This is a genomic window from Bacillus sp. ME78, assembly GCF_903970865.1.
GTDB classification, from domain to species: Bacteria; Bacillota; Bacilli; order Bacillales; family Bacillaceae_G; genus Bacillus_A; species Bacillus_A cereus.
Window position 1 is genome coordinate 1 of sequence record NZ_CAJCKK010000122.1, and the last position, 223, is coordinate 223.

Sequence of the window (223 nt, forward strand, 5' to 3'; positions counted from 1 at the left end):
ACTTTGTAACAAAAGAAAAAGAAGGGAGAATGAAAGATATGAAAGAGCAAGTATTACAAGTAACAAAAGGTGACTTCGTAGGATCAGCAAGTGGAGCAGTAGTATTAACAGCATTAATCGTATTTTTATCAAGCGTATTAGTATAATAGAAACTTTGTAACAAAAGAAAAAGAAGGGAGAATGAAAGATATGAAAGAGCAAGTATTACAAGTAACAAAAGGTG

The 223-nt window shown here is 31.4% G+C and carries 1 protein-coding gene; it reads left to right on the plus strand.

Annotation, left to right across the window (positions count from 1 at the left end):
* Window positions 1-29 precede the first annotated feature (29 nt).
* Window positions 30-146 (plus strand): DUF3948 family protein, encoded by a 117-nt coding sequence (locus tag H6481_RS28565; protein WP_000654250.1) that lies wholly within the window; start codon window positions 30-32, stop codon window positions 144-146.
* The last annotated feature ends 77 nt before the right edge of the window (window positions 147-223 follow it).

Bases quoted from the DNA above. Each gene is read 5' to 3' on its own strand.
- H6481_RS28565 (WP_000654250.1), top strand. From the start codon at position 30: ATGAAAGATATGAAAGAGCAAGTATTACAAGTAACAAAAGGTGACTTC.